Source organism: Sphingobacterium sp. MYb388, assembly GCF_037479535.1.
GTDB lineage: Bacteria > Bacteroidota > Bacteroidia > Sphingobacteriales > Sphingobacteriaceae > Sphingobacterium > Sphingobacterium anhuiense.
The window spans coordinates 1-20,016 of sequence record NZ_JBBGYV010000014.1 but is presented as its reverse complement, the minus strand read 5'-3'; the positions used below and the strand labels follow the sequence as shown (position 1 = coordinate 20,016).

The following is a 20,016-nucleotide window of genomic DNA, read 5'->3' as shown; positions in this document are numbered from 1 at the left end:
GTTATTAACAATTTTAAATATAAAAAATGTACATCAAAACATTTTTCATATATTAGATTGTATTTGAATACTTAGTAATAAACCAATTAAGCAAATATTTTAAATATTTCATTATGGCACAACAAAGTAGAATTTTTGACCTCATCACAAATTATAAATCCGAGTTCTCCGATAAAACGATTATTGCTGGACGCGATAAAAATGGTCGTTGGAAAACCTACTTGACCAGTGAATTCATTGATAAAATAAATAGTCTCAGCAGAGCGCTACTAAGTATCGGCTTAATAAAAGGAGATCGAGTTGCGCTGATGTCCGGAAACCGTCCTGAATGGAGTATCATTGATTTTGCCTGTAATCAATTGGGTATTGCACTTGTACCGCTGTATCCTACATTAGCTCCACAGGACCTATCCTATATTGTCAATGATGCAGAAGCTAAATTGATATTCGTCAGTAATGCCGAGCTTGCTGCACGTGTTGACACAGCATTAAAAGATCATCAATTAACAATTCCGCTCTATACTTTTGAGAAGACTGAACATCATAAAGATCTAGAATCCTTATATCAAATTGGTGAAACATTGGATACAGATCTAAAGCCTTACAATGACGCTATACAGGAAGATGATCTACTCACGTTAATCTACACATCAGGTACCACCGGTAAACCGAAAGGAGTATACTTATCCCATAAAAATATTTTAAGTAATGTACTCGCCTGCTACCATCTCATAAGACCCGATTTTAAAAAAGCGATCAGCTTTTTACCCTTATGTCATATTTTTGAACGGATGGTTGTATACATGTATTATTCAAAAGGTATAGAGATCTATTTTTGTGAAACACTGGACAATGTTGTTGTGGATATCAACGAAGTTAAACCGGATCTTTTTACCACTGTACCGCGGGTACTCGAAAAAGTATATGATAAAATCGTTGCGAAAGGAAAAGACTTAACTGGAATCAAAAAATCACTGTTCATGTGGGCATTAAACCTTGGCCTTCGTTACCAAGAGCCAACAAAAAACAGCGCTTGGTACAATTTTCAATTAGCCATTGCTCGAAAATTAATCTTTTCAAAATGGAAAGAAGCCCTTGGTGGTAACATAAAAATTATTGTTTCTGGTGGTGCAGCTCTTCAGGAAAGATTAGCGCGTGTATTCTGGGCTTCTGATATGAAAGTATTAGAAGGGTATGGTCTAACCGAAACATCTCCAGTTATAGCAGTCAACACATTTTTTGACACGGGTATCAAATTCGGAACAGTTGGTCGGCCTCTGAAAAATTTAGAAGTAAAAATAGCTCAAGATGGAGAGATCTTAGTAAAAGGACCAAGTGTCACCTCTGGCTATTACAAAAATGATGAAGCAACAAAAGAATCATTTGATGAAAACGGATTCTTCAAAACAGGCGATATTGGCGAAATATCGACTGATGGATTTCTGAAAATTACAGACCGCAAAAAAGAAATGTTCAAAACAGCAGGTGGCAAGTACATCGCACCACAGCCTATTGAAACAAAACTAATGGAATCTACCCTCATTGCACAAATTATGGTCGTGGGAGAAAATAGAAAATTTCCATCAGCTTTAATCGTTCCCGCTTTTGAAGAAATCGAAAAATGGATGAAACATAAAGGCATTCCTGTAGGTTCCAAAGAAGAGATCGTTACAAATCAAAAAGTAATCGAAAAATATAATCAAGAAATCGACAGGTTATCTACAGAATTCGGTCACTGGGAAAAAGTCAAAAAAATTATCTTACTTCCTAAAGAATGGACCATCAACGATGGTCAGTTAACACCAAAATTAAGCTTAAAAAGAAAAGTCATTCTCAAAGAGTTTGATGAGAAAATTGAGAAGCTCTATCAGGAAAATTAGAAAAAATACCCTCTATCTAAAAAATAGAGGGTATTTTTGAAATAAAATTTGTTTATCCGCCATCATATTATGAAAGAAGTATACTTTAAAGATTTATTGACCCCTACCTACTGGAAACAAGTTTTAAGATTAGTTTATGATGCCTTTAATGGCTTTATGGACGACAACTGCATGAAAAAAAGTGCATCATTAGCCTACTACACGGTGTTTTCTATTGGTCCATTATTGATGATCGTGATCTGGTGTATCGGTTTCTTTTATGGACAGCATTTGAGTAAAGAAACTACTGGACAGAAGGAAGTTTTTGATGAGCTAATGGTCTTATTCGGAGCAGATGTTACAAAACAAATTCAATCCTTTATCGAAAAAATAAACTTTGAAAATAAATCTAATTTAGGAATTACTATTGGTATTGTAACCCTTATTATTAGTGCTACAACGATATTTGTCGACATTCAGGATTCTATTAATCAAATCTGGAAAGTGAAACCCAAACCAAAAAAAGGCTGGTTAAAATTAATCATTAACAGGCTCATCTCCTTCTCGATTATTATTGCATTAGGTTTCCTTCTTATCGCTTCATTAATGATCAATGGCGTCATTGCAGCAGTTACAAATCTTGTGCTACAATATTTTCCTTTTATCCCGATTACATTAATTGACTGGATCAATACCAGTGTCACGTTTATCATTATCACGACGCTCTTTGGCTTCATATTTTCATTTTTGCCAGATGCAAAGGTGAAATTTAAAGATATACTTGGTGGAGCAATCTTCACAGCTTTATTATTCATGTTAGGTCGCTATTTTATATCACTATACTTGACTTTATCCTCTACAGCAAGTTTGTACGGCGCCGCAGGTTCGATCATCGTTATGTTATTGTGGATATACTACTCTGCAGCAATTTTATATTTTGGCGCTGAATTCACCAAGTTCTATGCTCAAAAATTAGGTGGCGGTATTGAACCTTCCTCATTCGCTGTTGTTATCGAACAAACAGAACGCATTAAAAAAGTTGGCGAAGAAGCCGATTCCAAAGAAGGAGAAATTCTTCATGTTCTAAAATAAAAAAAGGGTGCACTTTATAACAAAATGCACCCTTCTATAATAATATTGATTACTTCCCTATGGAGTAACGTTATAACGAATCACTTTTCGACCCACATTACCTGTTTCATCCATACCTTCCACAATGACTTTATATTGTCCATTTCCATCAGCATTATAGAATTCTAAAGCAGCCTCACCCGTTTCAGTAACCTTAACTTTTGGATTCCAATAAATTGTTGTCCTCAAATCATTCACAGCTTTACTTTCTGGTGTTTCATATTTTGGCTCATAAAACTTTCTTTCTTTTATATAACCCAAAGGAAACAGATCAATCACATTTGATTTTGGTAATAATTTTTCAATTTCCGTCAATGACATTCTAGGTTTTTTCTCTACTTTCTTCGTATAGATAGACACAACCCCATTATTCTGGTACATTCTGGAAACAGTTCCGAGGTCATCCTTTAGGAAAATCTCAATTCCCTCAATATCCGGAACATTAATACTATTTAATCCTGGTTCATCGATTGCCATTCCATTTAAGAAAAATTGAACGGGCACCCGACTTCCACTATTATAAGATCGTGTAACATAGTATTTCTGCGTCTGCGAATCGTAAGTAATACCAGTCAACAATGTGTTCAGACACATCGTCAATACATTACATCCCGATAAACGCTCTGCATCAATACGATGTTCAGGCATCGACAATCCTGAAATGGAAGGAAAATCTCTGTTGGTGATCACCTTTTTCTGCACACCAGTAACCGCGACCTCATCCAAAAGAATAGATTTACGATATTCCTTTTTGCTATTTTCTAGATACGGAACCATTGCCCGATCAATATTCATGACAAAATTATTCTTATAAGCATTGTTTTTATCAATCTCCGGAAAATAAGTCTGATCCATATTAATCACCATACTGCGGTAATTATCATTTCCCCGGGCATTAACAGTAACTTTTGAAGAATCTGTAAATACAAGATCTTTAAATAGGAAACGCCCTTTATCATCTGTATAAGTATCTTTACGAATACTCTTAGAAGGAATAGATAAGAGTAAGCCCCCATTCGGCACAGTTCTACCCGTGTTCAGTCTTAACGTTCCACCAATCTCAATTCCCTGTTCAGGCATAAATGATAGTACAGGAAGTTTCTCAGCCACCAGGTCTTGATAATCAAATCGACGGAATCCTTGTGTCATTAATAAAGCATCCAATGCTTTATCGCGATTCACATTCTTTTCATCAAAATACGTATTTGGACTTTCAATATATCCCTTCAGATCAGAAGTCAACAAGAAATTACTGACAATTGATAAATCCTGATTATCATCATAAGGAACTTTAGATTCATCAATAACAGAAATGGAATAACTACCCGGGTATTTTTTACCGTTATTAAGTACAGAAAGTTTCAGATTAACCTTTTCCTTCGCTTTAAACTGTTCCTTATTGACCGCTAAATTGATATCCAGTAGTTTCTCACTTTTAACAAAAGTAAGACGTTCACTGATCACCTTACCTGCGGGGGTCATCAAGGTTACTTGAGCAATACCATTAGGAAGACGTTCCTTCGGAATAGTAATCAATGCTGTTGCACTTTTCAAGTTCGCCTGTGCCGCATATACGAGATGACCGTTTGATTGTACCAGCACATAGAACGATTGATTTGGATTTTTAGCAAAATCTTCTTCACTCGTCACAATCGCCATATTCAGATTTGTTTCATCTTGTTTTACAAAAACAACATTCGCTTTATTCTGAACCACTTCCGGCAATTTAAACTTTCGTTCCTGACCATTAGCAAATGTAATCGAGGCTACATATTTTTCATTTGGGAGAGGTAAAAGACTAAAAAAACCCATACCTAAGCCTAAATCTGAAAATTCTGCGACTTGTTTTCCTTTACCGTCCAAGATACGGCCTTTAACAGCTATACCTTTTCCATCTGCAGAAACAGCCTTAAAAGCAACGTTTTTAGCGATTCCAGCTAATAGATCACCCCCTTCAGGAAAGAATTGAACATCGGCATCCCACAAGGCATTTTTTAAGGAAAATGTACTCTTTAGTGGCTTGTCGTTCTTATTCTCTTGAAGTGAGACTTCTAGATATGCCTTTTTCAGGATTTCTTTATCTTTAGCACTTAAATTCACAGTGACCTTACCCATATTATCCGTTTCACCTTTGCCATCAGCAATGGTTTCCCATCCAGAAATCATAGACCAATTCACTTTCGAATTAATCAATAGCTTACCAACAGCATCTCTAAATTGAATAACAGCCTGACTTTTAGCAGCATTCTGATCATTGTTAACAAATGTAATATCAGTGATTAGTTTTTTACTAATAGCATCTCCAATAGGAACCACTTTATTATAAAAATAATCCGATGAAAAGTTACTCATCCATTTCGTGTACGCTCGAAATCGATAATTGTCCTGCGCCAGGTACTGCGGATCCAAAACAAGATAACCATCTCCCACTCCCTTATCCAACGGAATCCTTAACGTTTGAATCAGCGAATCTCTGCTATTAAGAATCTCAACATATGTAACCTTACTCGGTTCATACTCCGCAAGATTGCGTGATAAGTAACTGTTAAACCACAACGTATCACCTACCGCATAATATGGTTTATCAAAGTGAAGATGCACTTTTTCAACAGGAAATACTTGAAATAACTTTTGTACTCTTTCGACTATTGTATTGATAGGTAGTGTAGCTTCGGTTGTCTGGGCAACGGCATGCTTTACTCCACAAACCCCCATCGTAAGCGTCAATAATTTTATATACTTCATCTAATACTATTGGTAATTAAAATAGAATAGATAAATATATTCAATTTTAATTAGATATCGGAAGTATCACAAGTTTTTAACATTTTTTAGGCTATAATAAAGGTGCCAAAAGCCGGCATAAAGAATCAATACCCCTTTTCCATTTTTTTCGATGTGCCCAGATGTACAAAGTAATCAGATCAGACGCCTCCTTATCGATTTCAAATTGATTTTCAAGACGTTTACAATAAGCCTCATCAGAAACAATACTTGCTATTTCATAATTGATGTAGAAACTCCGCATATCAAGGTTTACAGTCCCTACGAAAGCCAATTGACCATCAATACATACTGTCTTAGCATGGATAAAACCTTTCTTATACAGATAAACCTGCACACCACGTTGCAAAAGAGGCTTCAAAAAGGAAAAAGAAGCATGTTGTACAATATAAGAATCGGCTTTCTCTGGGAGCATCAGCTCCACTCTTACCCCAGAGGAAACAGCTATCTCCAAAGCCGTAGATAATTGCTCACTCGGTATAAAATAAGGCGTACACAATTGAATGCTTTCCTTGGCATCATTGATCGCCAATATGATAGCTTCCATATTAAAAGGACCAAGGGAGCCCGGATCACTAGAAGAAAATGCAACAGCGGCACGCTCGGGAATGTGCGGTACACTAAAATTTAAATATTCATCAGTCAATAAAAAGGGTTCACCTTCAGTTTGATTCCAACTGTTCCAAAATTGGATCTGCAGATTATTAACTGCTATTCCTTCTACAGCCATTGCAGTATCTCTCCAATAATCAATCTGATCCGGAGTATTGATATATCGATCAGAAATATTAATTCCCCCCACAAAACCATATTGACAATCAATCACTACAATCTTTCTGTGATTTCGATAATTACTATTTGCTAAAGAAGTAAAATTGACTGGTAAAAATGCAACAAAAGGATAACCAGGTGGATTTTTAACTAAATATTTGATCACATCAGGAGAACCAAAACTATCCAGTATTAGTCGCACTTTTACCCCCGCTTTTGCCTTTTCTTCCAAAATTTCAAGCACCTGACGACCAATATTGTCCAATTCAAAAATATAATATTCCAAGTGTATGGAATGTTTTGCTTCTCGAAGTCTTTTTAATAAAACTGGAAATTTCTCCTCGCCATTGATAAACAATTCGACCCTATTATTTAAAGAGAAAAAAGATAATTTTTGGTTTTTCAGATAGTCAAAAACGCGGGATAAAGTTCCTATTTTTTCATGAATTGTTTCCAGTTGCTCGTCCATTCGTATTAAACTTTCCTGCCATGCTGCTAACAGTTTTGTGTTCTGCTCGCGATTAATATGTTGCAGTCGCCTAACTTTTCTAAATTTTTGTCCGAATAGATAATATAGAACCAATCCAATACCTGGAAGAAATACAATAACCATTACCCATGAAATCGTCTTCGTTGGATTCCTATTTTCAATCAGTATTGTACTTATTACCCCAAAATATAACACAAATAAGGGAAGCCAATACCAATTTAATAGCCATTGCCACAATTGGTTCCAATCTATTTCAATCTCATTAAAGAAGTTTTGCATATAAAAATCAACTTATTTTAATCTTATAAGTAACAAATAGCCCTATCAAACGTTAACATTTGTAACATATCAGATACATTTGGAAATAAAGTATCTCTAAATGAAGTCAAATCTGATTAATTTATTTTGTTAACAAATGTTAAATCATACTATACAGAACTTATTGGCAACATTTATGTATTAATGTATAATAATCTAAAAGTCAAAAGTTAATTAACAATTAACTCTAAATAATATTTATGAATAAAATCGCACTTTTTACCCTAGCCCTTGCCTCGACCGGAGTACTCTTTTTTAGCTGTAACTCGGGTAAAACCAAAGAATTAGACAAAAAAAACAACGCTATTGCACTACCAATATACTCAATTGATACAAGTTCTGCGAATACAATAAAAGATTATATTGGTACGATTGAAGGAAAAGTCAATGTTGAGATCCGCCCACAAGTTGAAGGGATTTTAGAAGAAATATATGTCGATGAGGGTGATTTTGTGAAAGCTGATCAAAAATTATTTAAAATTAATGCCTCAGCCTATGATGAGATATTAAATAATATGGTCGCGACAGAAAATGTAGCCAAAGCAAAATTACAGAATGCACGTTTAGAAGTAGAGCGTCTCCGTCCTTTAGTAGAAAATGAGGTCATTTCAGAAGTACGCTTAAAATCTGCGCAATCAGAATATGATGTCGCAAAAGCATCCTTACAGCAGGCATCCGCGGCGGTACGTTCAGCCGATATTGACAAACAGTTTACAACAATCAAAGCACCTGTTTCAGGTTATATAGGTCGTATTCCCAAACGCGTAGGAAATTTAGTGACTAAAAATGATTCCCAGTCTCTTACCGTACTATCCGATGTGCAAGAAGTCTATGTATATTTTTCGATGAGCGAATCCGATTTCTTATATTTCACAAAGAAACAAGCAAAACAAGACCAGCAAGATGAATCCTATAAATCGGATGGAAAAATCCGAAAACTTGCTTTTCCAGAAGTATCATTGGTACTTGCAGACGGAGAAGCCTACAGTCAAAAAGGAAGAGTTGATGCCGTAAATGGTCAAGTAAATAGAACCACTGGTGCAATTTCTTTACGTGCCACTTTCCCAAATACTGACAATATATTACGTACAGGTAGTACCGGTACATTAAAATTTGTGGAAACGCAAAAAGGAGTGATACAAATCCCACAAGTATCAACATCGGAGCTACAAGATAAAACCTTTGTATACGTTGTTGATAACAAAAATACGGTTCACCGCAGGTCTATCAAAATTGAGGGTAAATCCAATTCGAACTATATTATCTCAGAAGGGTTAGCTGTAGGAGACAGAATTTTAATGTCCGGTTTCGACAAGATTTCGGAAGGAGCTACCATCATTCCGATCAACAAGACCCAATAAAATACTTTTCCAATTTTTAATTAAACGCACTATAAATGCTAAAAACATTTGTTAATAAACCCGTATTGGCTACCGTTGTCTCCATGCTCTTAGTAGTATTAGGAGCTGTGGGGCTAAAGATGTTACCTGTATCCCGTTTCCCAGAAATAGCTCCTCCGTCTGTGGTCGTTTCATTAAGTTACCCTGGCGCGAATGCAGAAACCGTTGCTAAATCTGTTCTCCTTCCAATTGAAGAAGCCGTAAATGGTGTAGAAGATATGACTTACATCCGTTCAACGGCCAGTAATTCCGGCTCAGGATCTGTTCAGGTGTTCTTTAAAACAGGTATTAATCCAGATATAGCTTCTGTAAATGTCCAAACCAGAATATCGAAAGCAATAGGTTCTATTCCTTCAGAAGTCAATGAAGCCGGTATAACGGTAATGCCTCGTCAATCTGGGGTAATCATGACCATCAACCTCTTTGCAGATTCCAAAGAAAGTATGTTTGATGAAACTTTTCTTCAAGCCTATTCCCAAATCAATATCATCCGGCCATTACTTCGTGTTGATGGCATTGCCCAAGTTTCTCGTGTTGGAGCACGTGATTACTCCATGCGTATGTGGTTGAATCCTGAAAAGCTAGCTTTGTTTAATCTAGTTCCTGACGATGTCATAACAGCCATTAAAGATCAGAATTTCGAAATTGCTCCCGGAAAATTTGGTGAAACATCCGATGAGGTATTTGAAACCGTAATTAAGCATAAAGGACGATTCAGTCAACCCGAGGAATTTGAAAACATTGTTATAAAAACAAATGAAGATGGTTCCGTATTATATTTACGAGACTTAGCCCGTATAGAGTTTGGCTCTTCTAACTTAGGTTCGGACAATAAAGTAAATGGAAAACCCGGATTAACCTTAAATATCACACAGACATCAGGTTCCAATGCCCACGATATTGATATCGAAGTGCGTAAAGTATTGGAAGAGTTATCCAAAACTTTTCCAGAAGGCATTAAATATGAAGTTTCCTACTCTGTAAGAGATCAGATTGACGCATCGATCTCTCAAGTAAAACATACTTTATTTGAAGCATTTATTTTGGTATTTATTATTGTTTTTATCTTTTTACAGGATTTTAGATCAACCATAATTCCAGCGATTGCAATTCCGGTCTCCCTCATAGGTACCTTTTTCTTCCTCAATCTATTCGGTTTCTCACTCAATGTGCTCACCATGTTTGCATTGGTACTATCGATAGGTATTGTTGTTGATGATGCCATTGTCGTCGTCGAAGCCATTCACTTAAAAATGCATGAGACAGGTATGAAAGCCAGGGAGGCAACGCTTTCTACAATGTCCGAGATCTCCGGAGCCATTGTATCCATTACCTTAGTCATGGCGGCCGTATTTATTCCGGTCGGTTTTATGGAGGGACCAGCAGGTATATTCTATCGTCAATTTGCTTATACCCTGGCAACAGCAATTTTGATTTCTGCTCTAACCGCCTTGACTTTAAGTCCGGCCTTATGTGCCTTGATTCTAAAAGCACCCGAACATGAAGATCAGACGGATCAGAAAGAAAAAAATAAATTTACCGCATATAAAAAGCGCTTCTTCACGGCCTTTAACACCTCATTTGATAGCTTAACCTCACGCTACATTGTCGGTGTTAAATATCTGATCCGAAATAAGAAGATTGCCATTACAGGATTGATCGGTATTTCAGCAATCGGATTTACCTTATTACTTTTAGCACCCAAAAGTTTTATCCCTACGGAAGACGATAGTTTTGTGACCTATTCGCTGGCCATGCAACCAGGTGCTTCACTAGCAAGAACTACAGAAGTTTTAAAACAAGCAGATAGTATTCTTCAAAAAAGAAATCCAGATATTGCAGGAATGACCACCATCTCAGGATTTAATGCATTAGATGGAAGTACAAGTCCTGCATATGCAGTTGGTTACATTAACCTAAAAAGCTACGATAAAAGAGAAAAAATTAAAGATATTGAAGCCTTTATGGATTCGATCCGTCAGGACTTATCAGTAATCAATGAAGCCACTTTCAATGTCTTTCCTCGTCCCACTGTTCAAGGTTTTGGGGATTTCGCAGGTATACAGCTGGTTTTAGAAGATAAATTAGGTGGAGAGATCTTGGATTTTAGCAGTATTGCAGACAACTTCATCAATGAAATCAATCAATTACCAGAAGTTAAAAGTGCATACACTTCCTTTAAAGCAAACTTCCCACAATATGAAGTGGATATCGATGCTGTTAAAGCAAAATCATTGGGAGTCGATATTAAATCCTTGATGTCTACCATACGAGCTTACTACGGCCGTGTACAGGCCGGCGATTTTAGTCGTTTCGGCAGACAATATCGTGTATACATTCAGGCAGATTACGATTACCGAACAGATCCCGAATCCTTTAAATCCATTTTTGTCAGAAACAAAAACAACGAGATGGTCCCCATCAGTACATTACTTACCTTAAAAAAGGTAGTGGGACCGGAAACCATCACTCGTTATAATCTGTACAATGCAATTACCATTAATGCCAATCCAAATGAAGGGTACAGTACAGGTGATGCCATGAAGGCGATAGAGAAATTAGCTTTGGAAAAATTACCTGGAAACTATAGTTATGAATGGACAGGTATGAGCTTAGAAGAATCGGAATCAGGTTCCCAAACCATACTGATTTTCATCATGAGTATTGTTTTTGTATACTTCCTATTATCGGCACAATATGAAAGCTACATCTTACCTTGGGCCGTTCTGTTATCCATTCCAGTTGGGTTAGTAGGCGTTTATGCCACAATCTTACTCGTAGGATTAGAAAATAACATTTACGTACAGGTTGGTGTCATCATGCTGATTGGGTTGCTTGCCAAAAATGCCATTCTGATTATTGAATTTGCCGTACAGGAAAGAAACAAAGGTTTGAGCATTTACGACTCTGCTATTGCAGGAGCCAAATTACGTCTGCGTCCTATCCTAATGACGTCATTTGCATTTGTAGCAGGATTAATACCCCTTATGTGGTCATCAGGACCATCAGCAAAAGGAAATCATTCCATTAGTTTTGGTGCCGCTGGTGGTATGCTTTTCGGTGTATTGCTCGGGATCTTTATTATCCCAGTACTTTATATCATCTTCAAAACCTTAGATGAACGTTTAAAAATTAAATTCAAATCAAATTAGTCCGATATATATGAATCTTATCAATCGCCATATCTTCCTATTCGGGGCTATCTTACTTCTGTTCTCTTCCTGTAAAGTTGGACAACGCTATACTGCTCCAAAATATAATCTTCCAGATCAATACCGTGCGGATTCGACCTATCAAGATAGTGTAGGGACACTCGCCTATGTCAATTGGCGCGATTTCTTTAGAGATTCAAGCCTGATAAAACTAATTGATGCCGGATTGGCAAATAACTATGATATGCGTAGCGCTATCTTGAATATTCAAATCGCAAATCGTCAATTAACGCAGGCTAAAGCAGGTTATCTGCCAGAATTGGATGCAACGATTGCAGGTGTAGGCCAAGAATGGCGTTCCAAAAATTATTACGCAGGACCTGCTTCCAAAATCTATAATGGTAAAGAAGCAAAAAATAATCTTTTTAGAACCCAATCTCAGTATTTAACGGAATTAAACCTCAGTTGGGAAATTGATATCTGGGGTAAAATATCTGCCCAGAAAGAAGAAGCACTCGCTAACTATTTAGGTACTGCAGAAGCAAAAAAAGCGATTCAAACTAGTCTGATTGCAAATATTGCTAAGGGTTATTTCAATCTTTTAAAGCTAGATGCTCAGATTGAAGTGGCCTTACGTAATGTACAACTCAATGATAGCACTTTACGTATGATTCAATTACAGTTTGATGCCGGAGAAATCACCTCATTAGCCATTCAGCAAACGCAATCCCAAAGATTGCTCGCAGCATCACTAGTTCCGCAGTTGGAACAAGAAATACAGATTCAAGAAAATTCACTTTTAGAATTGACCGGTAGAATGCCCGATAAAATTGAACGGGGCAAAAGTCTACAGTATTTAATTGATGAATCTAAGATCTCAATGGGATCTCCTATAGATCTGATCCGCAACAGACCAGATATCCGTGAAGCAGAATTAAGTTTAATCGCATCAAATGCACAAGTTAATATTAATCAAGCTTTACGCTACCCTTCATTGACGCTCGGAGGTACACTGGGTCTAAACTCCATGTTACCTGAAAATTGGTTTAATATTCCCGGATCATTGCTAGGTTCCGCATTGGGAAATATTACAACTCCCATATTTAAAAACAAAAAACTAAAGACAGCTTTTGAAGTGTCAAAATTAGAACGTGAAAAAGCAGAGATCAACTTACAGAAAACAGTATTACGTTCGGTCAACGAAGTATCCAATAGCTTCACATCACTTGCGAAATTAAAAGAGCAATTGGTACTCGCAGAAGCCCGAGTCGCAAATTCTCATTTGGCAGTAAAAAATGCTAGTTTATTGTTTAAATCTGGATATGCAACCTATCTCGAAGTTATTACAGCGCAATCCAATGCCTTGACATCCGAACTTAACCTCGTTTCCATAAAGCAATCCCAGCTGGATTCATTCGTTGAACTATACAAATCCCTAGGAGGTGGATGGGCAGAAACTAAATAATATGACAGTTCATTGCTCCGTCGACATGGAGCAATGGACTTAAATAAGGAATATCTAAATTTGCTCCACGCAACAGAAACCAGATTCCCATTAAGATATAGAGAAAAGGTAACCATTTCGAAAAATTCATTTTAAAATATGTCCGAATAAAGTTGCCTAAAAAAGAGAAGATTAATAACAGTGGCAATGTTCCCAAACCGAACATGACCATAAAATAGAAACTTGTTAAACTTGATTCTGTATTCATTGCTGCAGCTGCGGCCATATACAACATGCCACAAGGTAAAATACCATTCAATACACCCGCAAAAAAACTTCCACCTGGACGGTATAACCAACGTCCCATAAGTTTAGCTATCGGTTGAACCAAACGTGTCTGCAATTTTATAAAATCCTGGTTTTTAAATTTAAATAATTGCACTAAACCTATAACAAGTAGTATCAATCCCGTTAAAATGCTCAATCCCATTTGCCATCCCTGGATCGATGCAATTCTACCAATCATACCGAGCGCAAGACCATAAACACCATAGGTCAATATCCGCCCTATCTGATATAATATCTTATTGAACGCTATTTTCCAGGTCAGTTCATGATTACCCTGCACAGCAAAAAGCAAAGGACCACACATCACCGCACAGTGTACACTGCCAAACAAACCCATAAAAAAAGCAAAATATTGGTAACTCATCTTATAAATGCAGTTGCTGATCTGTCAAAAACTCTAAACCTTCACTCTTCCAAACAATTTCCAGATTCCACGCTCCTTTTTTTAAAGTAGAAATCGGTAACTGATATACACCTGTATTTGTTTCAAATGGTAACTGCAAATCGATACTGCGATCCGAAGGACGTTTAAAGATCAGATTACCGCTATTTGCAACAGTGGCAAACTGAATATACAAAGTATCATGATTAATTTTAATAACAGGTTCAGCTTTATGCTTGGCAACATTTGATTTCTTATTATAAACCTGATCATAATTTAGACCTTGCTCATAATAATCTGTATCTTCTAATGTATCTGTATCATGACTGATCATATAAATCCCAGCACCTATGATACAGAGCATAAATATACCCAAGCTTAAAAATATTTTAGTACCCCAATTCATCCTTTATCTCTTTATAATTTAACCCTTCCTTTATCACATCCCCGGAGGAGCAATGAAGGTCGTTTTTAAGGTTTCTATTTTTCGATCTCCCGAATATACATCAACTTTCACATCTTCTTTATAGCGTTTTACATCATCTTTATTGATGATGAGAAAAAAGCTTAAAGAAGCCGATCCTCCTTTTGTCAACGATTTGATCGGATTTACAACTTGTATTTTTAGTTTTTCATCTTGAGGCACGAGTGTAAAAGGCATTTCAGCACTACTTTTATTCACTAACTCCAATGAATACAAATTACTGATTGTATGATCATCTCGTAATTGATAAGAACTTCCTTTGGCCCTTAACAAAGTTGCACCTACATCAGATCGCATCAATATAAGCGAAACAAAGACAGAAACTAATGCAACCAATACAACAGAATACGCAATAGCTCGAGTATTGCTTCTTTTGGTTATAGTTCCTTGAATCTCACCCATGGTATAAAAACCAATAAGTTTTTTCGGCTTACCTATTTTGTCCATCACGGCATCACAAGCATCAACACAAGCAGTACAGCTGACACACTCCATCTGCAGACCATTTCGAATATCTATCCCTGTAGGGCAGACATGGACACATAACTGGCAATCAATACAATCTCCTTTTACTTGTTCTACATCTTTTTTCTGTTTTCCCCGTGGCTCACCACGGCGGTGATCGTAAGCAACTGTTATGCTTTGATCATCTAACAATACCCCTTGCAACCGTCCATACGGACATATTGTTGTACAGACTATTTCTCTGATATGTGCAAACACTGCGTAGAAAACAAATGTAAATATCGTAATGGCTAAAAGCCCCCCTAAATGTTGGTCAATCGGGTCGGTTACAATTTTATAAAGTGCATCAACACCAATTATATAAGATAAAAAAATATTAGATATTAAAAATGAAATCAATAGAAATATACTATGCTTTAATACCTTTTTTAACTTTTTATCATCCGTATTAGGTCCTTCATTCAATTTTCTCTGCTGTTGCCAGTCCCCCTCAATCCAGTATTCTATTTTACGAAATATCAGTTCCATAAAAATTGTCTGTGGACAAGTCCAGCCACACCAGATGCGACCAAAAACAACTGTAAATAGAACGACACAAACCATCACGATAAGCATTCCGAAAACAAAAATGTGCAAATCTTGAGGATAAAAAATACTTCCCAAAATACTGAATTTTCGCTCAAGAATATTAAACATCAATAATGGCTCACCTCCAATTTTAATAAAAGGAGCTCCGAATAAAAACAGCAGCAACCCATACCCGACCCATTGCCTTATTGCATACAATTGCCCCGAAGGTTTCTTTGCATATATCCAGGCTCGTTTTGTTTTATTACTCTGGTTGTCAGGAAGATTTGTTGCTACTGCTTTCATAAATACTTTTTTTATTGAACTTTTGTAGAATCGGCGGTTGTTGCTTTAGCATCAGCCGTTGCATATGTAACCTCAGTACCTTGAGGTTCTTTAGGATTTGCAGGCTTAGTATCACGGATCGAAATAATGTAGCTACTCACCTCCGCAATCTGTCCCGGAGTCAAAGTCTGTTCCCAAGGCACCATCCCCTTATCAGGAACACCATACTTAACCGTTTTAAAAATATCCTTGATCTCCCCACCATGTAACCAGAATCTATCAGCCAAATTAGGACCTATTCCGCCTTCACCAGCTCCACCATGACATGCAACACAATTTGCTTGAAAAACAGCATGACCGGCTGCAACTTTTGATTCATCGTATACCACACTGGATTCATCGATCAAATTAGCCGCTTGCGCTAGGTATTCTTGTTTTGCGATTTCAGCCTTCTCCATCTCCTGAGCATATTCTTGATTTTGATTTAGACCCCAGCCAAAAACATGATAAATTAAGATATAAACAACCGCAAAAGTCATTGTCGAATAGAATAAAGCATTGAACCAAATTGGAATTGGATTATCTAATTCCTTAATACCGTCATATTCGTGATCAATGATTAAATCCTTCTCTTCCGAAATAGGACGTAGCCCTAGCAATTTATTCCAGGAAGCCTTACGTGACTCTTTTTTTCTAATTTTAGTAACTTGCTCCTCTTTTAAAATCTCAGGCATCGTGATACGCAAAATTGAGCGCATCGCCTTGTTCACCATCAATGCCGAAGCCAATAAAGCAAGCATGACTACAACGAGTACGATGATTAAAATATTCTGATATATATTACCAGAACTTATGCTCCAAGTTTCTGCATTTACAACTGTTGTATTTAAAAATAAACTCATATTTATAGACTATCTGATGATTCACCTTTGTTAATATCATCCTCTTGAAATGGAAGCTCCTTCATATAGGTAATATGTTCTTTATTCATTCTGAACAACATAATTCCTACGATAATGAAGAATACTAAAAATATCCATAATGAAGCGATCAAATACAGCTCGCTACCATTTAAATTTGTTATTTGTTTGAACATAATCTTCTATTTTAATTTAGTTCATCAACTATTTCCTTAGCTTTTGGTTCAGCTTTAATATCCGTACCCAATCGCTGTAGATAAGCAATCATGGCTATGATTTCACGGTTTGGTAAAACATGAACTTGGTTCTTTTTCAAATCCGCCGCAATCTCTTGCGCTTGCTTATCCAAAGAAGCCTGTGCTTGTGCAATGTCCTTATCCGTATAAGGGACACCCAATGTTTTCATTGCTTCCAATTTTGCGGTTAATAAAGAATTATCCAATTCTTGATCAATTAGCCAAGGATACGTAGGCATAATACTACCAGGAGATGTTATTGTAGGATCGAGTAAATGGTCAAAATGCCACTTATTAGGATACTTCCCGCCTATACGATGCAAGTCAGGACCTGTTCGTTTAGAGCCCCATAAGAATGGATGATCATACACATATTCACCGGCTTTACTATATTCCCCGTAGCGTGCAGTCTCCGAGCGGAAAGGACGTATCGATTGCGTATGACAATTCACACAGCCTTCACGGATATACAGATCACGTCCTTGTAATTCCAATGCAGTATATGGCTTAACACTTGCAATTGTTGGAATATTAGAAGATATTGTAAATGTTGGAATCATTTCCACGATTCCACCGATCAAAATAGCAATTAACGCCAGCACCATAAACATAATAGGTTTACGTTCTAAACGTCTATGTGTAGATTGCTCATTGGTCGTTACAGGCAATAATGCAGGTGCTTGCGCGGGCTCATTAGCCAATAACTTACCTTGACGCATTGTTTTTACCAAATTATATGTCATCAAAATAGCACCACTTAAATAAAGAGCACCACCGACAGCACGCATCATATGCATTGGAATAATTTCCAACGTAGTCGCAAGGAAGTTAGGATATTTCAAAACACCTTCTGGTGTAAATTCTTTCCACATTAACCCTTGCACAACAGCTGCCCAATACATCGGAATTGCATAAAATAAAATTCCTAATGTACCGATCCAAAAGTGAGCAGATGCCATTTTTTTAGAGTACAATTCAGTTCTATAAATGCGAGGAATCAACCAATAAAGAATAGCGAAAGTCATAAAGCCATTCCATCCTAGAGCACCAACGTGTACGTGAGCCACTATCCAATCCGTAAAATGGGCAATTGCGTTTACTTGTTTCAGCGATAGCATTGGTCCTTCAAATGTCGCCATACCATAACAAGTCAAGGCAACAACCATAAATTTCAATACAGGTTCTGTTCGTACTTTATCCCATGCACCACGTAGCGTAAGCAGACCATTGATCATACCACCCCAGCTTGGAGCAATTAACATAATTGAAAATGCAACACCCAATGATTGAACCCATCCTGGAAGAGCAGTATAAAGTAAGTGATGCGGGCCAGCCCAGATATATATGAAGATCAATGACCAGAAGTGAAGAATACTCAATTTATAAGAATATACCGGGCGATTTGCCATTTTAGGTAAGAAATAATACATCATACCTAAAAATGGTGTAGTTAAGAAAAATGCAACTGCATTATGACCATACCACCATTGTACTAAAGCATCTTGTACACCAGAGTAAACATAGTAACTTTTCCAACCTGATACCGGTAATTGAACAGAATTTACAATATGGAGAACTGCTACGGTAACAAACGTTGCAATATAAAACCAAACTGCTACATACATATGTCGCTCTCTACGTTTTATAATTGTTCCAAACATATTAATACCAAAGACCACCCAAATTAAGGTGATACCAAGGTCAATGGGCCACTCCATCTCAGCATATTCATGGCTTGTCGTCAATCCAAGTGGTAATGTAATTGCCGACGCAACAATCACTAATTGCCAACCCCAAAAATGAATTTTACTGAGCATATCACTGAACATCCGCGCTCTTAAAACACGTTGTAGCGAATAATAAACACCCATAAAAATTGCATTTCCGACAAATGCAAAGATTATTGCATTTGTATGTACAGGTCTGATCCGACCAAAAGTGGAAAATTGAATCCCAAAATTCATCGCAGGCCACACCAGTTGAGTAGCTACAAGTAGTCCTATGGACATACCAACTATCCCCCAAATAATGGTAGCGATACCGAAATTTCTGACAATCTTATTGTCATAATTAAACTGCTCTAACTGCATACTTATAATATTGATTTCCTTACCAAAAGTAGAGCTTGTTTTATGACATTAGAATGATGGCGATAACCAAAAAAAATAACATTCGTCACACATTTATATCACATTAATAATGTTTTAACATAAATGATGAGTTTCAACTACTTTTTACAAATAGTAATGCAGCTTGTATGGTTATTTAGTATAAAAAATAGGTGAAGTTGTTTCGAAAAATTACTAATAATAAAGAGTTTATGGCAAAAAAATGGCTACCATCAAGATACTTGTTTCATTAGGTCAAATAACAAAAATTTCTCCTTACTATAAAACACATCAAATACTACTTTATATTTACCTATAATTAGTAACACTGAAAATATCAAAGATATAATTAGGATAGGCCTGATAAGCCAAAACCACTTCTCTTATTAATGAAATAGTAATTACAGACCAGTTTTGCTTATTTCAAACAATTAGTTTAATAAAATAATATTGATAAATAAGCAAACTGAATGAGTGGCCATATCCAAATTTTTAAAAAATATAATATCTTTTACAGCGATTTAATATAAATACTGTACACTATTTTGTAAAGTAAGGAAAGTGTTTATATAAGTAGACGTCGAGGATTACCGATCTATAATAAAAAAAGAAGAAATGGTTTAATACCAGTATTCTTATAACGTGAGATAAACTAGATTTAAGAGTACAACTATTATAAACTAGGGCCTCAATGTCATGACCAGCAAGTGTCAATATGGACAAAAAGTACTGAACCTAATACAAAGCAGCTAATAGCCCATAGCAGAAATGAAAAATCCAATAACTGAGCAACAGATAATATTTATGCAATAATCAATGAAAAAGTGCGGTGTCATATAAAGCTGCCGAAAGAACAGGAATAGCTATGCTCT

Annotated in this window: 13 protein-coding genes; 5 read left to right on the top strand and 8 right to left on the bottom strand. The window is 36.5% G+C overall.

Features of this window, described 5'->3' with window-relative positions:
- Window positions 1-113 precede the first annotated feature (113 nt).
- Both WH188_RS25335 and WH188_RS25330 read left to right on the top strand, forming a co-directional pair.
- A complete protein-coding gene (locus WH188_RS25335) occupies window positions 114-1,880 on the top strand; it encodes an AMP-dependent synthetase/ligase (protein ID WP_339424800.1) in 1,767 nt (588 codons plus the stop codon).
- A 69-nt stretch (window positions 1,881-1,949) separates the two neighbouring features.
- Window positions 1,950-2,951, top strand: a complete 1,002-nt coding sequence (locus tag WH188_RS25330) for a YihY/virulence factor BrkB family protein (RefSeq protein ID WP_021188696.1) — start codon at window positions 1,950-1,952, stop codon at window positions 2,949-2,951.
- A 57-nt stretch (window positions 2,952-3,008) separates the two neighbouring features.
- Here the strand turns inward: WH188_RS25330 and WH188_RS25325 are convergent, their stop codons facing one another.
- On the bottom strand, window positions 3,009-5,735 hold the full coding sequence (locus tag WH188_RS25325) for a carboxypeptidase regulatory-like domain-containing protein (protein ID WP_168128461.1): 2,727 nt from the start codon (window positions 5,733-5,735) through the stop codon (window positions 3,009-3,011).
- A 91-nt stretch (window positions 5,736-5,826) separates the two neighbouring features.
- Window positions 5,827-7,314, bottom strand: a complete 1,488-nt coding sequence (cls, locus tag WH188_RS25320) for a cardiolipin synthase (protein WP_021188698.1) — start codon at window positions 7,312-7,314, stop codon at window positions 5,827-5,829.
- 239 nt (window positions 7,315-7,553) lie between these two features.
- Between cls and WH188_RS25315 the strand changes: the two genes are divergently transcribed.
- Genes WH188_RS25315 through WH188_RS25305 form a run of 3 tightly spaced genes read left to right on the top strand, consistent with a single transcriptional unit; the run spans window position 7,554 to window position 13,370 of the window.
- Complete coding sequence (locus tag WH188_RS25315) at window positions 7,554-8,714, top strand: efflux RND transporter periplasmic adaptor subunit (protein WP_132772064.1); 1,161 nt, start codon at window positions 7,554-7,556, stop codon at window positions 8,712-8,714.
- 35 nt (window positions 8,715-8,749) lie between these two features.
- The gene (locus tag WH188_RS25310; RefSeq protein WP_132772065.1) at window positions 8,750-11,905 is read left to right on the top strand and encodes an efflux RND transporter permease subunit; all 3,156 of its coding nucleotides are present in this window, start codon (window positions 8,750-8,752) and stop codon (window positions 11,903-11,905) included.
- A 10-nt stretch (window positions 11,906-11,915) separates the two neighbouring features.
- A complete protein-coding gene (locus WH188_RS25305; protein ID WP_168128460.1) occupies window positions 11,916-13,370 on the top strand; it encodes an efflux transporter outer membrane subunit in 1,455 nt (484 codons plus the stop codon).
- Here WH188_RS25305 and WH188_RS25300 read toward each other — a convergent pair.
- Genes WH188_RS25300 through ccoN form a run of 6 tightly spaced genes read right to left on the bottom strand, consistent with a single transcriptional unit; the run spans window position 13,363 to window position 19,126 of the window.
- On the bottom strand, window positions 13,363-14,061 hold the full coding sequence (locus WH188_RS25300; RefSeq protein ID WP_132844106.1) for a sulfite exporter TauE/SafE family protein: 699 nt from the start codon (window positions 14,059-14,061) through the stop codon (window positions 13,363-13,365). The two genes, WH188_RS25305 and WH188_RS25300, sit on opposite strands and share 8 nt — an antisense overlap.
- A gap of 1 nt (window position 14,062) precedes the next feature.
- The gene (locus WH188_RS25295; protein WP_168128459.1) at window positions 14,063-14,485 is read right to left on the bottom strand and encodes a FixH family protein; all 423 of its coding nucleotides are present in this window, start codon (window positions 14,483-14,485) and stop codon (window positions 14,063-14,065) included.
- 33 nt (window positions 14,486-14,518) lie between these two features.
- Entirely contained in the window at window positions 14,519-15,901 is a 1,383-nt protein-coding gene (ccoG, locus tag WH188_RS25290; RefSeq protein ID WP_031287216.1) for a cytochrome c oxidase accessory protein CcoG, read from the bottom strand.
- 11 nt (window positions 15,902-15,912) lie between these two features.
- Window positions 15,913-16,782 (bottom strand): cbb3-type cytochrome c oxidase N-terminal domain-containing protein, encoded by an 870-nt coding sequence (locus WH188_RS25285; RefSeq protein ID WP_021188307.1) that lies wholly within the window; start codon window positions 16,780-16,782, stop codon window positions 15,913-15,915.
- Between the two features lie 2 nt (window positions 16,783-16,784).
- On the bottom strand, window positions 16,785-16,976 hold the full coding sequence (locus tag WH188_RS25280) for a hypothetical protein (RefSeq protein ID WP_021188306.1): 192 nt from the start codon (window positions 16,974-16,976) through the stop codon (window positions 16,785-16,787).
- Between the two features lie 11 nt (window positions 16,977-16,987).
- Window positions 16,988-19,126 (bottom strand): cytochrome-c oxidase, cbb3-type subunit I, encoded by a 2,139-nt coding sequence (gene ccoN, locus WH188_RS25275; RefSeq protein ID WP_132844110.1) that lies wholly within the window; start codon window positions 19,124-19,126, stop codon window positions 16,988-16,990.
- Window positions 19,127-20,016 lie beyond the last annotated feature (890 nt).